This is a genomic window from Marinilabilia salmonicolor, from assembly GCF_003003035.1.
GTDB classification, from domain to species: domain Bacteria; phylum Bacteroidota; class Bacteroidia; order Bacteroidales; family Marinilabiliaceae; genus Marinilabilia; species Marinilabilia salmonicolor_A.
In genome coordinates this window covers 252,234-273,902 of the sequence record NZ_PVTS01000005.1, presented here as the reverse complement: position 1 = coordinate 273,902, position 21,669 = coordinate 252,234, and the positions used below count along the sequence as shown (strand labels likewise).

General features: G+C 42.8%; 14 protein-coding genes. 8 read left to right on the top strand and 6 right to left on the bottom strand.

The features are described 5' to 3' along the window. Positions 1 to 31: 31 nt before the first annotated feature. The 3 genes from BY457_RS07245 to BY457_RS07235 form a co-directional block, all read right to left on the bottom strand. Positions 32 to 730 carry an ABC transporter ATP-binding protein gene (locus tag BY457_RS07245; protein WP_106152693.1) on the bottom strand — a complete coding sequence of 233 codons (699 nt, stop codon included), beginning with the start codon at positions 728 to 730 and terminating at the stop codon, positions 32 to 34. Positions 731 to 903: 173 nt separating this feature from the next. Next, positions 904 to 1,263, bottom strand: coding sequence for a four helix bundle protein (locus BY457_RS07240; protein WP_258176649.1), 360 nt, complete (start codon positions 1,261 to 1,263; stop codon positions 904 to 906). A 130-nt stretch (positions 1,264 to 1,393) separates the two neighbouring features. Continuing rightward, complete coding sequence (locus BY457_RS07235; RefSeq protein ID WP_258176648.1) at positions 1,394 to 2,650, bottom strand: efflux RND transporter periplasmic adaptor subunit; 1,257 nt, start codon at positions 2,648 to 2,650, stop codon at positions 1,394 to 1,396. A gap of 971 nt (positions 2,651 to 3,621) precedes the next feature. On the opposite strand from BY457_RS07235, the gene BY457_RS07230 reads away from it, so the two are divergent. From BY457_RS07230 to BY457_RS07220, 3 genes are all read left to right on the top strand, one after another. Then, entirely contained in the window at positions 3,622 to 4,995 is a 1,374-nt protein-coding gene (locus BY457_RS07230) for a sigma-54-dependent transcriptional regulator (protein ID WP_106152661.1), read from the top strand. Next, a complete protein-coding gene (locus tag BY457_RS07225; protein ID WP_106152660.1) occupies positions 4,992 to 6,350 on the top strand; it encodes a sensor histidine kinase in 1,359 nt (452 codons plus the stop codon). The genes BY457_RS07230 and BY457_RS07225 overlap by 4 nt, the downstream gene beginning before the upstream one ends. Before the next feature lie 467 nt (positions 6,351 to 6,817). Beyond that, on the top strand, positions 6,818 to 7,711 hold the full coding sequence (locus BY457_RS07220) for a lysophospholipid acyltransferase family protein (protein ID WP_106152659.1): 894 nt from the start codon (positions 6,818 to 6,820) through the stop codon (positions 7,709 to 7,711). A 653-nt stretch (positions 7,712 to 8,364) separates the two neighbouring features. Here BY457_RS07220 and BY457_RS07210 read toward each other — a convergent pair. Further along, complete coding sequence (locus BY457_RS07210; protein WP_106152657.1) at positions 8,365 to 10,137, bottom strand: AMP-dependent synthetase/ligase; 1,773 nt, start codon at positions 10,135 to 10,137, stop codon at positions 8,365 to 8,367. 489 nt (positions 10,138 to 10,626) lie between these two features. Here BY457_RS07210 and BY457_RS07200 point away from each other — a divergent pair, with 489 nt between their 5' ends. The 5 genes from BY457_RS07200 (at position 10,627) to BY457_RS07175 (ending at position 18,981) form a co-directional block, all read left to right on the top strand. Further along, complete coding sequence (locus tag BY457_RS07200) at positions 10,627 to 11,385, top strand: ThuA domain-containing protein (RefSeq protein ID WP_258176647.1); 759 nt, start codon at positions 10,627 to 10,629, stop codon at positions 11,383 to 11,385. 710 nt (positions 11,386 to 12,095) lie between these two features. Further along, positions 12,096 to 14,540, top strand: a complete 2,445-nt coding sequence (locus BY457_RS07190) for a TonB-dependent receptor (RefSeq protein WP_106152654.1) — start codon at positions 12,096 to 12,098, stop codon at positions 14,538 to 14,540. An 18-nt stretch (positions 14,541 to 14,558) separates the two neighbouring features. After that, on the top strand, positions 14,559 to 15,611 hold the full coding sequence (locus BY457_RS07185; protein ID WP_106152653.1) for a DUF4249 domain-containing protein: 1,053 nt from the start codon (positions 14,559 to 14,561) through the stop codon (positions 15,609 to 15,611). 44 nt (positions 15,612 to 15,655) lie between these two features. Further along, positions 15,656 to 16,324, top strand: coding sequence for an NAD(P)H-binding protein (locus BY457_RS07180; RefSeq protein ID WP_106152652.1), 669 nt, complete (start codon positions 15,656 to 15,658; stop codon positions 16,322 to 16,324). A 674-nt stretch (positions 16,325 to 16,998) separates the two neighbouring features. After that, positions 16,999 to 18,981 carry a sialate O-acetylesterase gene (locus BY457_RS07175; protein WP_106152651.1) on the top strand — a complete coding sequence of 661 codons (1,983 nt, stop codon included), beginning with the start codon at positions 16,999 to 17,001 and terminating at the stop codon, positions 18,979 to 18,981. A gap of 3 nt (positions 18,982 to 18,984) precedes the next feature. On the opposite strand, the gene BY457_RS07170 is transcribed toward BY457_RS07175, so the two are convergent. Together BY457_RS07170 and BY457_RS07165 are read right to left on the bottom strand one after the other, a co-directional pair. Further along, a complete protein-coding gene (locus BY457_RS07170; protein WP_106152650.1) occupies positions 18,985 to 20,121 on the bottom strand; it encodes a TonB family protein in 1,137 nt (378 codons plus the stop codon). Positions 20,122 to 20,248: 127 nt separating this feature from the next. Beyond that, positions 20,249 to 21,331 carry a formylglycine-generating enzyme family protein gene (locus BY457_RS07165; protein WP_106152649.1) on the bottom strand — a complete coding sequence of 361 codons (1,083 nt, stop codon included), beginning with the start codon at positions 21,329 to 21,331 and terminating at the stop codon, positions 20,249 to 20,251. Between the last annotated feature and the right edge of the window lie 338 nt (positions 21,332 to 21,669).

Sequence of the window (21,669 nt, the reverse complement as noted above, 5' to 3'; positions counted from 1 at the left end):
TCGCCATGCCCTTTGCACCATGCTCCCGGCTCTAAAGCAACATCTCCCCCAACTCCTTTTTCACTTCTTCGGTAATAATCTGACCATCGAAGAGATTGACTACCCGGTGAGCAAACTCCGAATCGTGTAGTGAGTGGGTTACCATCACAATAGTAGTTCCTTCACGGTTGAGTTCTGTGAGCAGATTCATCACTTCCAGACCGTTTTTGGAGTCCAGGTTACCGGTGGGCTCATCGGCAAGAATCAATTTGGGGTTGGCAACCACGGCACGTGCTATGGCTACGCGCTGCTGCTGACCACCTGAAAGCTGTTGAGGAAAGTGCTTTTTGCGGTGGCCAATTTTCATGCGTTCCAGTACTTCTTCCACACGCTGCTTCCTTTCTTTGGCTTTCATCTTCAGATAAATGAGCGGTAACTCCACATTCTCGAACACATTGAGTTCGTCAATGAGATTAAAGCTCTGAAACACGAAGCCAATGTTTCCTTTTCGCATGCTGGTTCGCTGGCGCTCTTTCAGACCTCCCACTTCGCTGCCGTCGAAATAATACTCCCCTCCTGAAGGATTATCCAGCAATCCCAGTATGTTGAGCAAGGTAGATTTGCCACATCCCGACGGGCCCATAATGGCCAGGAATTCTCCTTTCTGAACATGCAGGTTTACATTGTTCAGCGCACTGGTCTCTATTTCTTCAGTGCGGAATACTTTGGATAGATTTCTTGTTTTTAGCATAATTAAAAATTTGCATGGAGCAAAGAACATGGGGCATGGGCAGACTCCCATGTTTTCACTTCCCTTTGTTTATTGCTCCTTATTTATTATTCAGGTGGTTTCATTTACAAGGCATAGAGCTTAGAGCTTGGTGCATAGGGCATTTTCAATGCTGGTTGACTTTAACTTTTTGCTCAACGTTTATTATTCATAGTTTCTAAAATCCTCTTTCTAAAACAGGATATCTTCCTGCTAAGGATATCCAATTCATTTAGCATTTTATTCAGACAATCATCATCAATATGTTTTCGTTGTTTGGCGACAAAAGCGAGATTGGCGGTTTCAAAAACAGATCTTCTGGCGATATTTAAAAAATTTGCAAAGTCCTTATCCGAAAAAGAACCGGATCCCTCTGCGATATTATTAGATATACTCAGGGATGCTGCTCTCAATTGTTCGGCAAACCGATAACTTCTTGCATTACCTATTTCTTCGGCTAAATCAAAGAACTTATCATTAAGAGCAATAGAGTCTTTCCATATCTCCAGATTCATAAACCTGAATTGTGACATAATAATTGGTTTGAGGTTAAACAATATGTACAAGTTTATGAATTTATCTCTATAATCACTGAATATTGCCCTTGGCTCTTCGCTCCATGCTCTCTGCTGCATGCACTCTGCTCTACCTCAGCTCCAACCGCTCATTCTCCCCAAAAATTTCATATCCCGAAGTGATGACCTGCTCCCCGGGCTCCAGCCCCTCAATCACTTCATAATAACGGGGATTTTGCTTTCCAATTTTAATATTGCGGCGCACGGCTTCCGTACCCGATTCGTTGAGCACAAACACCCACTGCCCGCCGGTACTTTGGAAAAATCCGCCTCTTGGAATCATGACCGCTTCGGTGGCTTGTCCCAGCTGAAGTTTCAAATGATAGGTCTGACCGGTACGGATATTTTCAGGTTTTGAACCATCAAAAACCAGATCAATCTCAAACTGTCCGTCACGAACTTCGGGATAAACCTTTTTCACATGCAGGTTATAATCCTGCCCATTGCGCTCAATGGAAGCCGGCAATTCCCTCCTTACCTTATCGATGTAATGCTCATCCACGTTCGCTTCCACCTTGTAGTCGGACAATACATGCACCATCCCGATGCGTTGCCCCTGAGAAACGGACTGGCCAATCTCGGCATCCAGCATTCCCAACTGACCGTCAACAGGGGATTTTACTTCCAAATTATCCAGTCTTTCGCGCACCAGCCCGAGCATCTGACGCATCTTCTGCAGATCTGTATCCAGCGTTTTCATATTGGTCATAAGCATGATAGAGTCATTCCGGGCTTTCAGATGGTTAATTTCCAGCAGGCCCTCTTCATATTCATAATCCTCTTTAGCCTGCAGAAACTCCTCACGAGGAATCAGCTTTTCTTCGTACAACATTTGTGATTGTTCATAATTCCTTTTTTTCCGCTGCAAACGAAAACGATTATCCAGCAGACTCTTTTTCGATTGGATCATCTCAGCCTCAAAGCTGATGCGGGTATTTCGCAGGTAATTCTCTTTTTCTGCCAATGATGCTTCACTGTTGAGAATGGTCTGGTAAAGCTGCCGGTTCTCCAGCTTTAAAATTACATCCCCTTTCTTCACCATAGCTCCTTCTTCGATTATCTTCTCAACCACCCTTCCTCCTTCAATGGCATCCAGATAGATGGTAGAAATAGGTTCCACCTGACCGATAATTGTGATGTAATCATTAAACATTCCTTTTTCTACTGTCCCAAAGGAGATTTTTTCTCTATCCACACGCATTACCGAACTGTGATCGGCCCATATAATCTGATACAACAAAAACAGAAAAACCATTGATCCCAAAACAATGTAGATATGCTTTTTTTTAATTCCTTTTTTCTTTTCCAGTACCCGATCCATTGACATATTTCTTCAATTAAGTATTACACAATAGTTAGCTGATGAGCTAATGTGTTGTTGAACTGATGAGCAAGTGCAGGTTTACCTATGCTATTTTCTCTAAGCACCATGCACCATACTCTCTGCTCCATGCTCTATACACCATGCTCCATGCTCTCTGCCCACAACCATTCCACAACCATACCAAAACAAACAACAACCTAACAAACAATAAGATAACTTCCTATCCCCCCTCGATGGTGTAAAAAAAACATACGTACACCTGTAAAATATTTTGACACAATTTTGCATTCAGTTAATTTACCCCATACATTTGATCTATCAGAATAGTTTTTAATTAAAAGGCAGAAGTTTGACAGGCTGAAGGCAGAAGAGATGAGTTTTAATCTGACACAGTGACTTTTTGGAAATTCTAATTTTGTAAGTTTGTTTTTAGCCTTATCATCCAAGGTCAAGCTCCAACAAACCCGACAACGCTATTAGAATATTCTTTTTAGCCTGTTATATATATATAAGACAAGTAAGATGCAAACAGCAAACAGGCTGAAAGCCTGATAGCAATAGCCCAGGGCAACGCCCTGGGTTTTGAAGTATCCCTCCACTCCCTCTCATTATTGGTCGCGACGCGACCAATAATGAGAGGGGGGAATTGTTACAATATCCCAGGGGCGTTGCCCCAGGCTATTGCTTAAAGACCTTCGGCCTTTTAAGAAACGCAACAACATTATGTATTCCCTCAAAAAGGGAAAAGCCCCGCTTTTGGGAGGACTGATTTATTCATAAATAATAGTCATGAGATGGTCAAATACCAATAAATGCAGGCAATCGCCAAGAAAATTGGAGTAGGGAATAAAAAAATTATTTTCAAGTCAATTTTATTGAGGACGTCTGCATTTAGCCGATAGTTAAACATCGCAATAGATCATTTGTGAAATAATCAGGTCAGGACAGATTGCAATTTCATTCAAAAAAATAATATGGCTAAAGGAAATATTCTGATCGTTGATGATAACAAAAGTGTGCTAACGGCTCTGGAATTTCTTCTTTCATCGGAGTTCGACAAAGTTGTGTGCATCTCTAACCCCAACCAGATCAACTCCGAATTGGGCAAAACCCCTTTTCAGCTGGTATTACTGGACATGAATTTTAAAACCGGAGTAAATACCGGCAATGAAGGGATTTATTGGCTCCACCAAATTAAGACCCAAAAACCAGATACATCAGTAGTAATGATTACTGCTTATGGCGATGTGGAACTGGCCGTAAATGCGCTAAAAGCAGGGGCAACAGATTTTGTTCTGAAACCCTGGGACAACACCAAACTGTTGGCGACAGTCAAAGCGGCCGTTCAACTCAGCCAGTCACGCGGAGAGGTCAACACCCTGAAACAAAGAGAAAAAGACCTGAAAAGCAGTTTCCAAAATAACCGAAAACACATCATCGGCACTTCCCCGCAATTGATGAAGGTACTCAACCTTGTACGCAAAGTGGCAAAGACCGATACCAATGTATTGGTTACCGGAGAGAACGGAACCGGCAAAGAACTGATTGCCCGCGAAATACACCATCTCTCCTCACGGAACGATGAAATACTTGTAAGTGTGGACATGGGAGCCATCAGCGAATCTCTTTTCGAAAGCGAATTGTTTGGACATATCAAAGGAGCCTTTACCGATGCTAAAGAAAACAGGGCCGGGAAATTCGAAATAGCCCATCGGGGAACCCTATTCCTTGATGAAATCGGCAATCTCCCCCTTCATCTTCAGTCAAAGCTTCTGGCTGTACTCCAAAACAGAGAAGTCACCCGCCTTGGCTCTAATCAGCCTGAACCTGTTGACATACGACTGGTTTGTGCCACCAACCGAAATCTGCCGGCATTGGTAAAAGAAGGACTTTTTAGAGAAGATCTCCTCTACCGCATCAACACCATACACATCGAACTCCCACCTTTGCGCGATCGAGGGGAAGATGTGCTGGTACTGGCAGAATTTTTCCTGAAAAAGTATGCCTCCAAATACAACAAATCACAACTAAAAATCAATAACCAGGCACAGGAAAAACTCTTAAAATACAACTGGCCGGGAAACATCCGGGAACTGGAACATGCCATTGAGAAAGCAGTAATTCTGAGTGATAGCAACATCCTGAAACCCGACGATTTTTTCCTGAGACCTGTTACCGGAACCAATACCGGAAGCCTTGATACCTCAATGAGTCTTGAAGAGATGGAAAAACAACTGATCTCAGCAGCCCTCGACAATCACCCCGGAAACATCACCGCTGCAGCCGCTCAACTGGGCATTACACGTCAGACATTGTACAATAAGATGAAAAAATTTAATCTGGAATGAGGATTTCATTTCTTACACGTTCGGTCATCCTGATACTCCTGATTGCTGTTTCAGCCATCACGGCGACATTAGGCTTTTTCTACCTCAACATCCAGGTCATCGGAATAGCAGCATCCCTGCTTTTTATTGTTTTTACCTGGAACTTGATTTCCTATCAAAACCGGTTCTTTAACAAAATCAGCTATTTTTTCGATGCCGTCCGAAATGAAGATTCTGCGCTTTCCTTCCCAAAAATACAACATGATCCTTTTCTTAACGAACTCAGCTCTAACCTGAACAGAATCAACGAACAACTAAAAGAAATCAAGACCGAAAACCGTCAACAGGAACAGTACTTCCAGACCCTGACAGACCATGTAGCAACAGGTATCCTTTCGTTTGATGATACAGGATTCATCTTCAATGCCAACAAAAACCTGAAGCAGATGCTTGGTCTGGAGCAACTGACCCACCTTCGCCAACTTCAAAAAGTGGACAGTCAGCTGGCACACGTTCTGATGAACCTGCTACCAGACAATCAGCGAATGCACACCATCAAGTCACCATCAGGGAAAAGCATTAATCTGCTACTGAAATCCACCTCTTTCAAAAACAAGGACCGGACACTAAGACTGATCTCTCTTCAGGATATCAATGACCAGCTCAGCGAAAAAGAAATGGAATCATGGATGAAACTCATCCGTGTACTCACCCATGAGATCATGAATTCCATTGCCCCGGTAACTTCTCTTTCCGAGAACCTTAAAAATCTATTCATCCGCAACGGGGAAGTAATCAGCCCTGAAATGGTATCGGAAACAACCATCGCAAAAACAGCCAAAGGACTTGAGGTAATTGAACAACAAGGCATAGGCCTCATCAACTTCGTAGAATCATACCGCAAACTTACCCGCCTCCCAAAACCGGAGCTGAAACCGGTGAATGTCAGAAATCTTATAGAAAACACCGTTCTTTTGAATAAATCACTTTGGCCTGACATTCAAATATCGTTACAAATAAATGATCCTGATTTACAAATTGCTGCAGACGAAAAGCTCTTTCCGCAGGTACTGATAAACCTGTTAAAAAACGCCACCGAAGCCCTGGATGAGCAGGCAAACGGAAACATACAGATTCAAACACGTCGTAATCAGGAGGGAAAAATCGAAATATGCATCAAAGACAACGGGCCCGGAATACCTCCGGAATTGCTGGAAGAGATATTTGTACCATTTTTTACTACCCGTGAATCCGGCAGTGGCATTGGCCTGAGTCTTTCCCGACAAATCATCCGTTTACACGGAGGAAAACTTACCGCCAACTCCCAACCGGGAAAAGAAACCGCTTTTTGTATTGAAGTTCGCCCGGCAGACTAATGCTTTAGGAAACTTTTCCGGCAACAATCCGTAAGTACGCCTTAACCGGAATTGTAATATAAAAATGGTGAACAAATCTTATAAGGACTTGCTAAAAAAACTAATAATAAAATATTACAGCATATAATTTCTTTTCAAGTGCTGTTTTTTTTTAAGCAATCCTTTAAAAAAGTTTGCACTTGCGATGTTAACACCCAACTGTTCAATAGAACGTTTTTATTCAGAAAGAGTTTTTCTGTATAAATGGCGCGGTGGCCCGTCCGTTTTCCGGGCCGGCGGCTAGCAGGAGTCCAAAATGGGCGAATTTAAAGGCCTTGCGCAATGGCCGGAAATTTTGGCCTTCGCGGGTGGATAGGTTAAAACAGACAATACTTTTTCGTCGTTTTTGGGCAATGCCAAAAAGGACAATAAAATATAAACTTAAAAAAGGGTACTGACTTTTTCAGCAGCTTCTAATTATATAACGTATGTTCCGGACAATTATCAGATATTCAGGAGCCTTCCTTTTCCTTTTGCTCTTAGGCTTCATCGCCATACTTCCTTTCCCAGTTCTCTACGGTATTTCCAACTTCTTTTCATGGTTATTAGGCAGCGTTTTCAAATACCGCAGGAAAATTATTGAAGACAATCTCATTAAATCAGATTTACCTCTGTCTGACGATGAAAGAGCGCAAACAATCAATGCTTATTACCGTAACTTATCCGACATAATTCTGGAGGGATTAAAAAGCTTTTCCATGTCGCGTAAAACTTTAATAAAGCGCCATAATGTGCTGAATCCGGAGGTGCTCAATCAGTTTTATGAACAAGGTAAAAGCGTTATTGTGGTTACAGGACATATAGGCAACTGGGAATGGGGAAGCCTGTCGGCCGGTATTTTTACCAACTACAACGTGGTGGCCTTTTACAGTCCCATGCGCAACAAACCCATCGACAAAATGATGCGGTGGTCACGCTCTCGTTTCGGCACCATTCTCTCGCCCACCAAAGGCACCACCAATACTTTTGCGGAAAACAAAAGCAAACCCACGCTTTACCTGATGGCTGCCGATCAGAGTCCCTCAAAAGTCACCTCTGCTCACTGGTTTAATTTTCTGGGACGAACAACCGGTTTCCTTCACGGGCCCGAGAAACATGCGCGTAACAACAACTACCCTGTGGTTTTTGCAGATATTGAGAGAATAAAAAGAGGATATTATGAACTAAAACTCTCTGTACTAACAGAGACGCCACAGAAAACCGAGCATGGTGAAATCACCAAACAGTATGCTACTGTTTTGGAGGACTACATCCGCAGGCATCCTGATAACTGGCTGTGGTCGCACAGACGGTGGAAGCGGAAACCACCGGAGGGATATTAATCAGAAAAGTCGTTGAAAGCTACAAACCAGAGGTTAGAAAAGTTGTTTTCTTTGCAAGCAAAGCGGAGGAACCAGGCAATAGCTTTTTAAATGCTTGCCTCCGGTAATGCCAGGTTTGTGCCTTACCTCCAATTTCCGTGTTATTTTTGGCAAAATATTTTCCAACGTTTTATTGAAAATGGCTGCGCCATCTATTGTTTTGGATCCACGAATTATTCAAATTAAACGAATTTAAAAGCTGTTTTACAGCTTTTTTAAAACGGCTTCGCCGTTTAATGTCGCACAAAGTGCGACTCAAATTCGTGTAATTCGTACAATTCGTGGACAAAAAATAATTGCGCAGCAATTCGCTAATTAGGATAATGCTTATTTGAAATAGTCCGTTAAAAAAAGCTTAAAGACAGAGACGCAAGGTTTTTATTATGAGTGAGACATGCTCTGTTCGCGAGGCTTTTCAATGGATTGACTACCAACTGTTTTTAGTTCCAAAACCTCGGAATAAAGAAGTATTAATTTGAATATTTTATTTGGTTCTGGCTTGTCCAGTTTAGGTAATAGATAACTAGGCATTAGATGATTCCATAACGGCTGAACTAATGACGGGAGATTGACAGCCCCCTCCTCCGCGATCACATAAACTGGGGCTTTGGTCATCACCGATACAGTCCATCAATCACCTCCCGGTACTTCTCCTCAATCTTCCGCCTTTTCAGCTTAAGCGTATTGGTCATCGTACCATTTTCCATAGTGAAAGGTTCCTCCAGCAAAGCCACTTTCTTCACTTTTTCGTAAGAAGCAAGATTTTGCTGAACTTCATGAATATGGTCTTCAAAAGCCTCCAAAACATGGGGATGAGAAAGTAAATCATTCTCTTCCTGAACCTCAATATTTTTTTCCACTGCCAGCTCCTTTAGCTTACTCAGTATCGGAACAATAAGAGCAGTCACATAAGGGCGGTTATCCCCCACTACCACAATCTGTTCTACCAGTTCCTGCTGCTGAAGCAGTGTTTCAATTTTCTGAGGCGAAACATATTTTCCTACGGAGGTTTTCATGAGATCCTTGATTCGATCAGTCATAATCAGGTCGCCGTTCTCATCCAGCATCCCTTCATCGCCTGTATGAAACCAGCCATCGGTCATCACCTCTGCAGTTTCCTGCTCTTTTTTGTAGTAGCCACTGAACACACTGGTTCCCCTTACCAATATTTCACTGTTGTCACCAATTTTGACCTCTACTCCCGGCATCACGGAACCACATGTCCCGAAAGAATAGACATCGTCCCGAAAACAGGAAACGGTAGCGGAAGTTTCAGTCAAACCGTAACCATAGGTCACAAACAACCCAAAAGCGTGAAAAAACTTAAGAATTTCGGTACTCAGAGCAGCTCCTGCACATGGCATAAATCTTATATTTCCACCAAAAACACCACGTATTTTTTTGAAAACCACCTTCTCAGCCAAAGCCAATTTCAACTTCAATGCAAGAGGCAGTCTGGCATTGCAACTTCTATACTTATTGGCCTCAAGTCCTGACGAAATCGCCCAGTTAAAAATCTTCCGTTTAACAGGGGACCACAGCAGCATCTCCTCCTGAATACCCTGATAAGTTTTGTCAAAGAAACGGGGAACAACACACATCATAGTAGGTTTCACCTGACGCAGGGCATTCACCACATCGCGAGGGTCATCAAGAAAAACATTGACCACTCTGCTAAAAAGCATAAAATGGGTCCATAATCGCTCGAAAACATGACTTAAAGGGAGAAAGCTCAGAGAAACATCTTCAGATGAGACTTCCAGACGCTCCTGATGTATTTTCCAGGTATTTACGAAATGAGCATGTTTCAGCATCACCCCCTTGGGCTCCCCTGTTGTACCTGATGAATAAATAATGGTAGCCAGATCATCAGAATGATAATCAGAGATATTATCTGATATACGAATATGAACATTTTCCTTTTGAGATAACTCAAGAAATGTAGAAAAGGAAAAAATCCTGTCATCCACTGTATTACAATCATCAAATACCACGATTCGCTCCAGCATGTTGCCTTCATCCAAAAGGCATTTCAGCATTTCCTTTTGTTCACAGGTGCCAACAAACAGTATCCTAATCTCTGTCTCGTTCAGAATATAGCGAATCTGATCCATGGACGAGGTAGCATACAACGGTACTGTAACTCCCCGATTGGCCATAATGCCCAAATCGGTCAAAAGCCATTCCGCCCTGTTCTGACTGATAATTCCCATATTTTCACCTGCTCTGCTCCCCAGTATATGAAGCCCGGACAATACCTGCTCCACCTTTTCACCCAGCTGGTTCCAACTCCACGATTTTTTTGTTTTTTCTCTGAAACGAATAATCTCTTCATCCCCAAACTCCTCAATTCGATTGAGAAGCATCCTGATCACATGGTTCTCCATAAGTATGTAAATACCGCTAATTTAAGTCCTCCTACAACCTGATTTGCATCCCTTAAATGCCAGCACCTTTATCCCGGAACCACTTTCTCTAAGGACAGATCAGATTACAATTCATTTTTTAAACGAAGAAAACTCTTTTGGGTTACATAGGTTCCCGAGGCTAAGTAGAGTATAAAGCAACCATTTTTGTAAAAAAGCCCTGTGGTCCGGCAAAATCTATTGTTTTGAAAGAAGATTGCTTCGCTCTGCTCGCAATGACTCTTCCTTTAAGGTTTAGGAGAGTTGGCAGGGGTTGATTTTCGGCTCTGCCGAAAATCAACCCCTGCCAACTCTCAACATCCTGCAAAGGCCCGTCATTGCGAACGTAGTGAAGCAATCTCAATTTATTACCCAGATACCAATGAAAAAAAATCATTATCTTTCAAAAAACAAATGATTCCCTGAATCACCCAAGACTCTTCCCTTTCCATCCGAAAAAATTTTAAAACCATGAAACAAACATTATATCTCATACTTTTCTTATTTATGATAGCAACAACTCAATCACAAAATCAAACTCCTGATCTTAAAATTCTGGCTTTCTCCAAAACCGCCGGATACCGACACGGAGCAATTCCACAAAGTCTGATAGCTTTAGGCCAACTGGCAGAACAAAACAACTGGAAAATAATTGCAACAGAAGAAGGAGAAATCTTTACTCCCGAAAACTTATCATCCTTCGATCTGGTGATATTTGTGCATACCACCAAAGACATTTTAGAAGCAGACCAACAGGAAGCATTAAAAGATTATGTGGAAAACGGAGGCGGACTGTTGGCCCTGCATACCGGAGCAGACACCGAATATGATTGGCCGTGGTATGTTGAAGCCATCGGAGCCTCTTTTGTCGGACACCCACCATCACAGCAAGGTAAACTTATCATTGAAGACCGCTCCCATCCTGCCACAGCACATTTCCCCGATTCCACCTGGGTAGTCACCGATGAATGGTACAGTTTCGACCGCAATCCGCGGGAAGACGTACATGTGCTCATTTCTATTGATGAAGATTCTTACGAAGTGGACGACAACCGATGGTTCGAAGGAGCCCAACAACGAATTGGGGATCATCCGCTGGTATGGTACAGATTGGTTGGCAAAGGGAAAGTATTTCAGACCGCCCTTGGCCATGAACCGGAGCTATACCACAATCCTTTGTTTTTACAACACCTGAAAGGAGCTATTCTGTGGACGGCAACGGAGGAATAGTCTCATACATGCTGCAGACCTTGCAAGTCCTCGTCATCGCGAGTGCCTACCTCAATGAAATTTTGGACCATAATACGAATATAACAATTGTTGCGTCCCCGCAGGGAGCAAATTTGAATCCGAGATCCATGCCAGTCAATAAGAGGCTGTCTCAAAAGTCCAAATTCGATGTCATTCTGAATGCCTACCCAAAAAAAAGTTTGGGGAATAATGTGTAAATGACAGAATTGGCTCGTCCCTGAAAGGGGCCAATTTGAATAACCCCGGGTCGATAACCCGGGGTAAGGCTGAACGATTGGAATCAGGTCCCCGAATGGGGGCCAACAATTACAACCTTGACTTCCGATTGTTGAAAAAATCTGTCATTGACAGCTTGTCGAAGAATCTTTTCATTTGAAAGACAGACATTTCGACTTTGCTCAACATGACAAACCTTTGGAGTATTACGCTTTTGAGACAACCTCGTTAAGCTTAACATGAAAGAGGTTCCCGAATGGGAGCAACCATCAATCCATTAACCCATTGATGTAATGAGTTTTACAAAATTACATTTTTGGAAACGCGGTAAAAAGATCTCAAGCTTTTAGCCTTTCAGAAATTAATTTTTTCACTTTTATTATCATTCACTATATAACATAATCCAGGTTTTGGCATTATATTTGGATCGAAATTCTCAAGTTTAATTCACTAACATAAACCCTAACCAGGAGATGAGAACCCTACTTCTTAGTCTGTTGTTCGCAACAGCTTTGACTGCCGGCACTTACGGACAGTCAGTTACTATTAGTGGTACTATTACCGATGCCGATACCGGAGAACCACTATTATCTGCCAATATCTACAACGCAGAAACCCTGAAAGGAACCACCAGCAATGTTTACGGTTTTTACAGCCTCACACAACCCGGTGGATCTGTCCCATTTACCGTTTCCTTTACGGGATATAAAACTTTCCGGACAGAACTCAACCTTAGCAAAGACACCACTCTTAATGTAGAACTGCAACCAGTTATTGAGCTGGAGGAGGTGGTTGTTTCAGCTCAGTCCCCCCTTCAGAATATCAAAAGCAGTGAGATGAGTACCATTCATCTTAGTCCTTCGAAAACAGAGATGGTTCCTGCCCTGCTCGGTGAAACCGATATCATCAAAACCCTGCAGCTTATGCCGGGAACACAGGCCGGAACAGAGGGAACCAGCGGCTTTTATGTCAGAGGTGGTAGTCCCGACCAAAACCTGATATTGCTGGATGGGGTACCGGTTTACAATGTCAATCACCTGTTTGGCTTCATGTCAGTTTTTAATTCCGACGCCATCAGAAACGTCACGCTAACAAAGGGAGGTTTCCCGGCCCGCTACGGAGGGAGACTCTCGTCCGTCCTCGACATCAGAATGAAAGAAGGGAACAACAAAGAATTTAAGGGAGAAGCCTCCATTGGACTGATATCCTCAAAGCTAACACTGGAAGGACCTATTGTGAAGGACAAAACATCCTTTATGGTTTCCGGAAGACGTTCGTACATAGACATTCTGTCGTATCCAATTCAAATGAAAGTCAACAGTGAGTCGGACGATGAAAATTACTGGCTTGGTTATTTCCTGCAGGATTTTAACGCAAAAGTAAACCACATATTCAATGACAAACACCGCATCTACCTCAGTCTCTACACCGGAAAGGACAAGTTTTTCATGAATGACAAATATGAATACAAAGAAGAGGATGTATGGGATCAGGGATATGAAACATTCACATACAAAAACAAAGATAAAGCCGGCCTTCAATGGGGCAACACCACCGGGGCTTTGCGCTGGAACTACATCATCAACAACCGGCTGTTTGCCAACTTCACGGGAACCATCAGCAATTACAAGTTCAGTATTTTTGAAGATTACGAGGAGGAACAGATTTCCAATCAAACCAACGAGAAAGAACGCTCCGACTTTTACTATGAATACTACAGTCAGATAAAGGATTACAGTATAAAAGCAGACTTTGACTTCTTTCCATCGCCAGCCCACCACATACGCTTTGGCGCTCAAAACACACTGCATTACTTCTCTCCCGGTGTAACAGTAAATCAGGAAAGTTACCTAAATAGCGAGGCTGTTACAGACACCACCTATGGCAATAAAAATCTGGAATCCAACGAATTTTTACTCTACGCGGAAGATGACATCACCGTCAATGACATTCTGAAGTTTAACATTGGTCTTCATTACTCCGCTTTCAACGTTCAGGGACAAACGTATCAATCCCTTGAACCCCGGTTATCAGCAAGAGTGATGCTTACCGACCGAATGTCCGTGAAAGCCTCCTATTCACAAATGCAACAGTACCTCCATCTGTTGGCCAACTCATCCATGGGACTACCAACCGATTTGTGGGTTCCGGCCACAAAAAAGATAAAACCTCAGGATTCATGGCAGGGTGCGCTCGGATTATCATATTCGCCTCATCCTGATTATGAGATTTCCCTGGAAGGTTACTATAAAAAGATGAACGGCCTCATCGATTATAAAGAAGGAGCCAGTTTCTTTGAACTGAACCAGGGCAACTGGGAAGACCTGGTGACCAGCGGCACCGGAAAAAGCTATGGGGTGGAATTACTGACACAGAAACACGGAGGTACGCTCTCCGGATGGGTAGGCTACACCCTCTCGTGGGCCAACCGCCAATTTGAGGATATCAGTTTCGGCAAAGAGTTTCCGTTTAAATATGATGCACGGCATAACCTGTCAGTGGTTTCAACAATTCGCTTCTCAGAAAAAACAGATATGGGGGTAACCTGGGTTTATCGAACAGGATATCCGCTGACCATTGAAGATGAAAGTTACAGGTCAGTATTTGGTTTTTTTCGCGAGGATAATACTCAGCATTATTATTCCGACTATGCAGAAATCGACCACTTCGAAAACAGAAACAATTACCGGATGCCCGATTATCATCGATTAGATATTGGAATCAATTTCCATAAAAAGAAAAAGCGCGTAGATCGAACATGGAGTTTTGGCCTCTACAACGCCTATGGGCGCAACAATCCATTTATGATCTACCGCGATCAGGAGTGGGACGAAACCAAACAGCAGGAGGTAACCCGACTCAAACAATTAAGCATTTTCAACATCATTCCCTATGTACGCTGGAGTATAAAGTTTTAACCCTAAAGACCACACCCAATGAACAAAATATTTAATTTTTCAGCAATAATTCTCAGCCTGGCAGCAGTAATTCTGGGCTGTGAAAAGTATGTAAACGACTTTGAATTTGATAAAAAAAGTCCCCGACTTGTCGTCAATGCAATTTTGCATCCCGACAGTATCATCAAAGTCAATATTACCAGCAGCAAAACATATAATCCGCAGCGCGAAATCACTTATGTCAACGAGGCGGAAGTTCTGATTTATGAAGATGACAATCCGCTTCCTTCTCCCGAATCCATTGGGAATGGTTATTACATCATTGAAAACGAACACCCCACCCCCGGAATCACCTATAAAATCGAGGTAAGGGCCGACGGATTTGAAACAGCAAAAGCGACAACAAAATTGCCAATGCCTGTTGACTTTTCGGTAACCAACAGGGGGATAATCAACAAACCGGTTGAAGACTGCCCCACTTGTCCACCTGAAAAAAATGCACATTACACTCTGGATCTTAATTTGGACAACCACACCCAATGGTTCGGAATATCCGTAAGTTTTGGAGCTCCGGTATTGGATTACCTCAACGCAACAATGGATTGCATTGAAGTTATCAGCACCCATGACGACGGCTCTGAATTTATTTATGACAGTTGTTTTCAGATCTATGACACACTGGGCATTGAGCAGGAAAATCTTAATTTTCACTCCAACAACAGAACCATTAAGTTCATTAAAGACTGGGGCGATTATGTTATCGATGATTATGACTATGACAACTATGCCGACAGAGCCTATTGTTCCACAGAAAATGAGAGCAGTTCCACACTGCAATTCAACATGGATATTTCGCGAAATTACAGACTTGAAGAAAATCAGAACAGAGAAGTTGAGTTTGTAGTAAACAGCTATGACGAATCCCTCTTCCGGTTTATGTATTCTCTGGCTCAGCAGGAGGCCGTTGACGGAGATCCCTTTGCAGAAAAAATACAAATTTATTCCAATGTTGAAAACGGTCTTGGTATTTTTGGTTCCATGACTCCGTCTTCAGTTACGGAAGAGCTGGATCCGGATTTTTTAAGGCAATAACAGCAAACAATTAATCAGCCCTCCTGTTTTATTTAAAAAAACACATGGCACAAAAAACCGCAACCATTATAGGAGCGACCGGACTCATAGGCAGTCACCTTTTGCAACAACTCCAGGTATCGGATGCTTTCAACACGATAAAAGTAATCGGTCGCCGTACTGCAGGTTACAAAAACCCCAAAACAGAAGAGCTGATTATCGATTTTGAAGATAAAGCAGCTTTCAAAGAAGCGATCAGGGGGAGCCATGTGGTTTTCTGTGCGGTAGGAACAACCAACAAAAAGGTCAGCGGCAACAAAACTGCCTACCGCAAAGTGGACTTCGACATCCCTGTCAATGCCGCCCGCTTTGCTGCAGAGACAGGATGTAATACCTTCGCCGTAGTCTCGGCTGTAGGGGCCGACAGCAACAGTAAGAACTTCTACACCCGACTAAAAGGGGAGATGGAAGATGCCATTCAGCAACAAAACATCCCCACACTGCTGATTTTCCGTCCTTCATTGCTGCTGGGCAAAAGAAACGAAACCAGAATTGGAGAATCCCTCGGAAAATGGATTATGAAACCCCTCTCATTTCTGATTCCTGCCCGTATGAAACCAATTGAAGCAGAAGATGTAGCAAAAGCAATGGTACATGCAACCAACTCGGATTTAATAGGAGTACATTTTTTTCATTATCCGGAGATTAAAAACTATGCAAAACTTCAGACATAACATAAACCCCATAAACCTGATAATTATCGAATAAAAAACAACTCAGATTACTAACAATATTCCGTAAAATAAAGTATAACCGCAGAGACGCAATGGCACAAAGGTCTTGTTACGAGAGATTTACGCATCGCACCACGCATGACACAAACAACTAACTACCAGACACTTGTAAAAGCTTAGCGAAGTATTGTAAAGAAAAACTCTCAGAAACTGTTTAAATTTTACACAGGGAGACACAGAGGTCGATACGCAACGTTTGAGAATCCGCAGATGGCGCAGATGGCCGCGGATGAATTTTTAGTGAAAAATGTAAAATTGGGCTGAAGGCCCAACTAAATACAGCCCGGGGCATCGTCCCGGGAAAAGAATCGGGTTAGGATTTTACGCCCTGCAAGGGCCGATAAATAAGAGGAGGGTATGGGGTCGTAAGGTTGAAGAAATTGTAGATTTAAACGATAAAGCCCCTGTGGGGCGGCACTATTGTATGAAGACTTACTAAAATAAAATCATTGAGACCGATTCAGATAATACTCTTCAATTTATCACTGAATAAAACATTATTCTCCCGTTAGATCACAAGAATTTTCTTCATTTCCCTTATCTTTGCCCCACCACAGACCACTTATTGATCTCCCCTGAGCAAACTTTTACATTAATTTTAAGCTCAAACAGAGATGATAACACATCAGCATCCCCTTTTCCTGAAAAGTCAAACTACATGGATTTTCAGGCTCACAGTTATAGCTGCATTATTCCTGATAGCTACAACTACTTTTGCACAGGTTTCACTCCCGAAAGTATTCAGCGATCATATGGTTTTGCAACGAAATACGCTCATCCCTGTTTGGGGAAAAGGCAAACCGGGAACACAAGTCACCGTTATGCTCGCAGGAAATAAAGCCTCGGCATTTGCAGGAAAGGACGAAAGGTGGATGATTCGCCTTCCTCAACTAAAAGCCGGCGGCCCTTACCGCCTTGAAATTTTTGAAAGTAACAATAGCAAACCTGTTATCAAATTCGAGGACGTACTGATTGGTGATGTATATCTGGCATCAGGACAATCGAATATGGAGTTGCAGGTACAACAAGCCATGAATGCTGATGAAGAAATATCAAATGCTCAATTTCCTAACATCAGACTCTTTAAGGTGGAACACAACAAAACCATCACTCCACAGGAAGAAATCAAAGGCGGGCAATGGCAACGGTGCGATTCAACAAGTATCAAGGATTTTTCTGCGATAGGATACTATTTTGCCAGAGAACTTCACAAGGAGCTTGGCATACCTATCGGAATACTTCAGTCAACCTGGGGCGGCACGCCTGTGGAAGCATGGACCAGCCGTGAAATTCTGCTTTCATCACACATCTCCCGAACCAAAGTTCTTAGCAATGACACCATCACTCCTCAACATTTTGTGAAAGACAGTCTGGACCTCATCCGGTTCTGGGAAATTGTTTACAACCCACAAAACCAAAGCGATCAGATCTACCCTGATCCTGATTTTGATGATTCTCAATGGACTGAGATACAAATGCCCCAAACTCTGAAAAACATGAGCATCCCAGATTATGAAGGGATGGTTTGGCTACGCAAAGAAGTGAATATTCCAAAAGATATGAAGGGACGTGATCTGACCCTCAACCTGGGACATCCGGAATTGAATTACACGCTCTACTTTAACGGTAAAGAAATCTGCAAAACCATCTGGAATGCAGAACCCGAACATATCTACTCCATCCCGGACTCAATTATAAAGGCCGGACCCAACAACCTGACGTTACGCATGGCTTTTCTTTGGGGTGGTGGCGGATTCAATCCTCCTGCCAAAGAGATGTACATTTCTGATGGAGAGAAAAAAATCAGCGTCACAGGTACCTGGAAATATCAAAAAGACCTGGAACCCGAAATACCTTTCATCAACAACTACCATCAATACCACTCATTCCTTTACAACGCTATGATTGCCCCTGTCGTTCCTTATGGCATTAATGGTTTTATCTGGTATCAGGGCGAAAACAATGTGGACAACGCTTATAATTACCGGAAACTTTTCCCCCTGCTTATTAATGACTGGCGCATCCGGTGGCAACAGGGATATCTGCCTTTTATGTACGTTCAACTGGCCAATTATATGAAACGGGATTCTGTACCCATGGAAAGCAACTGGGCATTACTTAGAGAATCTCAAACAGAAACTTTAAAACTCCCTAACACCGGGATGGCCTGCATTATTGACATTGGTGATGCCAACAATATTCACCCCCTCAACAAACAGGAGGTTGGCAGGCGACTTTCCCTAATTGCAAAAAAAATGATCTATCAGGAAAAAATTCAGGCGTCAGGGCCCATATTTAAAAACTTTGAGGTGGAAAACAATCAAATTAAAATATGGTTTTCAGAGGTGGGTCCAGGGTTATCAGTACAAAATGGAGAGGTACTAAAAGGTTTTTCCATTGCAGGAAAAGACAAGAAGTTCCATTGGGCAAAAGCCTCCATAAAGGGAAATCAAGTCGTTGTCACTGCTAAAGAAGTTCCGGAACCGGTAGCCGTCCGTTATGGCTGGGCCAATAACCCTGAATGCAACCTGATCAATAAAGAAGGTTTGCCCGCTGTTCCTTTCCGAACTGATAACTGGAACGCTGCTGAAAAGTAATCCCTATTTCACAAAAACCAAAGGAAGATAGACTGTTGATTTTTCAGGCCTCCCGCTTCCCGATTTGGCAGGAATCCATGCAGGCATTTTCTTTACAATTTTTAAAGCCATATCGTTCAGTAAAGGTGTCAAGCCTTTTTGCACCTTTGCTTTTCTAACTTTTCCTGACGGTTTGACCACAAAGCTGACCATAACCACCCCCTGCTGGGAGACGGTATCCGGTAAATTTACCCGTGACCGTAAAAATGAATCCAAAGCCGATTTTCCATTAGGAAACGATGCACGTGCCTTGAAACCATAGGAGCCGGAATCGAAAGGTTCGTCAACTGAGACCTCGTCCATTAGGAGTTGCTCATCATTCAAGCGTTGTCTAAAATTCCCCTTGCAATAATTCCGGACATGGACAGTTTTCAAATCCCCCATCTGAAAAACACGCTTCTCATCCCACAGATGGTTTCTGTCGTAAATGTACTCTTCACGAAGCACAGGCCCCTTTGATCCTGCAGATACAACACGTTCAGCAGGTAACAAACTGTTTTGATAACGAAGAATCGTATTGCTCATGGTAAATCCCCTGGCCTGCTTAAGAATTATTCTTTCCGGTAATTTGTTCTCCGAATAATAAAAAACCTGAAAAAAAGAGAGCTTCCCTGCATAATCAAACTGGCGCGTTTTAAAAAGAAGTCCCTCTTTATCGTAAATATAAACAGTTCTTCCATCAATCGAACCATCATCAGCCAACTCAACCCGTTCAGTCAGTTTACCTGTAACATCATAATAAAACACTTCACGCCACAACAACTTTCCTTTAGCATTGAAATGGCTTCGCTGCGTCAACCGATCTGATTCGTCAAAAGCATTTACAGAACATTTCTCAGGGTTCCGGAATTGATTGAACTCAATCGACTTAGTGATTCGCCCCCGGGCATCAATGAATACAACAATAAAATGATTTGCCTCTCCCTTTTTTTTACTTGCTTCTCCGGAATACTGATACTCAATAAATCCCGAGACTCCTGTACGCTCTACTCCCTTGATCTTTCCATCCGGCAAAAAGTCCGGAAATTTGTCCAATAATTGTGCATTCAGGTTTGCGAGAAAAAAAAGAAAAAGGAAGCAAAAGGTAAAAAATGGTTTCATGGCAAAAATTATGGGTTTTCCTTGATGATTCCAATTTACAGAAAATCAATCCGGAAAATCCACTCTTTTTACACCAACAGTTCTTCTGCTTTGGCTAAAAACAAAGAATGACTTTATGAATACCCCCTTACAAATCCTTCACACATCTGAATCCCAGATGCATCATTCCACTGTCCGGAGTGGACTTCATTCTGGCGGAAGCTCTGTAGCCTGCGCAATAGGAGTCATTACATAAAAAAGAACCGCCCCGGATGCTTTTTTTCGGAACTCCCGGGTCAGCGGGGTCTGAAGAAACCAATGGTCCCTTTGGATTATCAGCAATTCCCTTTCGGGCCAGAGCATCATAATATTTTGCATGATACCAGTCTGAAGTCCATTCCCACACATTTCCAGCCATATCATACAAGCCATAGCCATTGGGCGAAAACGAACCAACCGGTGAAGCAGATAAAAATCCGTCATCTCCGTTATTGGAATAAGGGAATGTCCCCTGCCAGAAATTTGCTTTCTCAGCAGATACCAACTCATTCCCCCAGGGATAAACAAAAGTGTTATGACCTCCCCGCGCAGCGTATTCCCATTCGGCTTCCGTTGGCAGACGCTTTCCGGCCCATTTTACATAAGCCTGAGCGTCATACCACGAAACATGAACCACAGGATAATCGTCCTTTCCCTCAATGGAACTACCGGGCCCCTGTGGATGCTTCCAGTCAGCTCCCGGAACCCAACCCCACCAACTTTGATGATTATTCAATGACACTCTCGTATCCGGAGAATGGAAAACAAGAGATGCAGGTACCAATACAGAATCCGGGGGTTTTGGTGTCCCCGGTGGAAGTTGTTTCTTCAATTCTTCCCATTCAGGAGCCTGTTCTGCCGTTGTCACATAACCTGTTGACGCAACAAATTCACTAAATTGAGCATTGGTTACGGGATGTTTGTCCATCAAAAAACTATCAATTTTCACTTTATGAACAGGAAATTCATCCAACTTTGAGAATTGTTTTTCCCGGGCGCCCATATCAAAAACCCCTCCGGGAATCAGAACCATCTCTTCTCTATTAGAAGAATCTCTAATTCCCCCATCATCGCTCTGCTCATTGACCTGTCCGGAAAACCTGTCTTCAGCAGTTTGCTTCCCCGGTTTGGAAGTACAGGAAAACAACAATAAAAACATAACAGGCAGAAAGAAAAAAGAAGCTTTTCTCATCACAGATGTAGTTTATTTCAAATCGTAAAAAAACATAACACCCGGCAATCCGAATTAGTTGAACAATTAACCTGCTTTTTACATAAAACAACATAGCCGGCCGTACGGAAACAGGCTGAAAGCCTGAGAGCAATAGCCCAGGGCAGCGCCCTGGGTTTTGAGGTATCCCTCATGTCTCCTCTCTCTCATTATTGGTCGCGTCGCGACCAATAATGAGAGAGAGGGGGTGGGTGTTTCAATTTTCCTGGGGCGTTGCCCCAGGCTATTGCTTAAAGACCTTCGGCCTTAAAAACACAACATTATTATATATTCCTTTAAAAGGAAAAAACCTCGCTTTT

Bases quoted from the DNA above. Each gene is read 5' to 3' on its own strand.
- BY457_RS07220 (WP_106152659.1), top strand. From the start codon at position 6,818: ATGTTCCGGACAATTATCAGATATTCAGGAGCCTTCCTTTTCCTTTTG.
- BY457_RS07200 (WP_258176647.1), top strand. From the start codon at position 10,627: ATGAAACAAACATTATATCTCATACTTTTCTTATTTATGATAGCAACA.
- BY457_RS07245 (WP_106152693.1), bottom strand. From the start codon at position 730: ATGCTAAAAACAAGAAATCTATCCAAAGTATTCCGCACTGAAGAAATA.
- BY457_RS07180 (WP_106152652.1), top strand. From the start codon at position 15,656: ATGGCACAAAAAACCGCAACCATTATAGGAGCGACCGGACTCATAGGC.
- BY457_RS07170 (WP_106152650.1), bottom strand. From the start codon at position 20,121: ATGAAACCATTTTTTACCTTTTGCTTCCTTTTTCTTTTTTTTCTCGCA.
- BY457_RS07230 (WP_106152661.1), top strand. From the start codon at position 3,622: ATGGCTAAAGGAAATATTCTGATCGTTGATGATAACAAAAGTGTGCTA.
- BY457_RS07175 (WP_106152651.1), top strand. From the start codon at position 16,999: ATGATAACACATCAGCATCCCCTTTTCCTGAAAAGTCAAACTACATGG.
- BY457_RS07185 (WP_106152653.1), top strand. From the start codon at position 14,559: ATGAACAAAATATTTAATTTTTCAGCAATAATTCTCAGCCTGGCAGCA.
- BY457_RS07210 (WP_106152657.1), bottom strand. From the start codon at position 10,137: ATGGAGAACCATGTGATCAGGATGCTTCTCAATCGAATTGAGGAGTTT.
- BY457_RS07190 (WP_106152654.1), top strand. From the start codon at position 12,096: ATGAGAACCCTACTTCTTAGTCTGTTGTTCGCAACAGCTTTGACTGCC.
- BY457_RS07165 (WP_106152649.1), bottom strand. From the start codon at position 21,331: ATGAGAAAAGCTTCTTTTTTCTTTCTGCCTGTTATGTTTTTATTGTTG.
- BY457_RS07235 (WP_258176648.1), bottom strand. From the start codon at position 2,650: ATGTCAATGGATCGGGTACTGGAAAAGAAAAAAGGAATTAAAAAAAAG.
- BY457_RS07240 (WP_258176649.1), bottom strand. From the start codon at position 1,263: ATGAATCTGGAGATATGGAAAGACTCTATTGCTCTTAATGATAAGTTC.
- BY457_RS07225 (WP_106152660.1), top strand. From the start codon at position 4,992: ATGAGGATTTCATTTCTTACACGTTCGGTCATCCTGATACTCCTGATT.